Annotated in this window: 1 protein-coding gene; it reads right to left on the reverse strand. The window is 64.9% G+C overall.

Translation table 11 applies throughout. The annotated features are described in order from the left end of the window. Positions 1-38 precede the first annotated feature (38 nt). The gene (locus tag AC5592_RS34360; RefSeq protein ID WP_036500829.1) at positions 39-1,256 is read right to left on the reverse strand and encodes an IS30 family transposase; all 1,218 of its coding nucleotides are present in this window, start codon (positions 1,254-1,256) and stop codon (positions 39-41) included. Between the last annotated feature and the right edge of the window lie 7 nt (positions 1,257-1,263).

The following is a 1,263-nucleotide window of genomic DNA, read 5'->3' on the forward strand; positions in this document are numbered from 1 at the left end:
GGCGGATTCTTGGGGTCGTTGCAACACGTGGTGGGTTGTCAGGCCGCGAGTAGTTTATGCAAACGCTCGGCTGGGGTTTGCCAGCCGAGCGTTTTGCGTGGGCGGCCGTTGAGTTCGGTGGCGACGGCAGCGAGGTCGTCGCGGCTGTGTCGGGACAGGTCGGTGCCTTTGGGGAAGTACTGACGCAACAGGCCGTTGGTGTTCTCGTTGGAACCCCGTTGCCAGGGACTGGCAGGGTCGCAGAAGTAGATCGGGATGTCGGTGGCGAGGGTGAATGCGTGGTGAGTGCCCATTTCCGAGCCCTGGTCCCAGGTCAGCGACCGGATCAGATGCGCGGGAAGGGTTTTCACAGTCTCGGTCAGTGCGGCACGCACTGCTTCGGCGCTGCGACCGTGTGGCAGGTGCAGCAGCATCACATAGCGGGTACTGCGCTCGACCAGGGTGCCGATCGCTGTTTCTTGGTTCTTGCCGATGATCAGGTCGCCTTCCCAGTGTCCGGGAACTGCGCGGTCTTCGACCTCGGCGGGCCGGTCACTGATCATGATCATCGGGTGGGTGAACCGTGGGCGGCGTGCCTCGACGCGGCGGTGAGGTTTTCGTATCGTGCGGCCGGTGCGCAGGGCGCGGGCCAGTTCGCGACGCAGTTCACCGCGCCCTTGAACGTAGAGTGCCTGGTAGATCGTTTCGTGGGCCACATGCATCTCCGGCCGGTGCGGGAATTGTGCACGCAGAGCCTGGCAGATCTGTTCGGGGCTCCATCGCAGCGCCATGCGGCTGGCGATGAACCGCCCCAGCTCGGGAATCGTGTTGATCTTGCGTGCTTTCGGCCTCGGCCGCCGCGCGTCGGCGCGGGCCTGGGCCGCGTGGGGACGATAGGCGCCGCTACCAGGATGACAGTTACGGCGGACCTCGCGACTGATTGTTGAGGGGTGACGCCCCAGCTCGGCCGCGATCACACGGATCGAACCGCCCTCACGCAGCCGGTCGGCGATGTGGATTCGGTCGGCTTCGTTGAGATATCTCCCAGGAACCGACGGCGGCGCCACCGAACGAATCGGTAGCGCCGCCCTGTTCCGGCCACACGCGTTGCGGCCGTTGCGCCATCGCCTGCCGGTCTTCTCGTTGATCCCGACAATCCGGCAGGCTTCCTTGTTGCCCAGCCCCTGCTCCATGAGACGCAAGTATTCAACGCGCTCACCAGTCAGCGGACGACGTCCTCGCGACTTGCCCCGGTCAGATCGAACCTCGAACTCCATTGCACCC

Origin of the sequence: Nocardia violaceofusca NBRC 14427, from assembly GCF_963869435.1 — a bacterium.
Classification (GTDB): Bacteria; Actinomycetota; Actinomycetes; order Mycobacteriales; family Mycobacteriaceae; genus Nocardia; species Nocardia aobensis.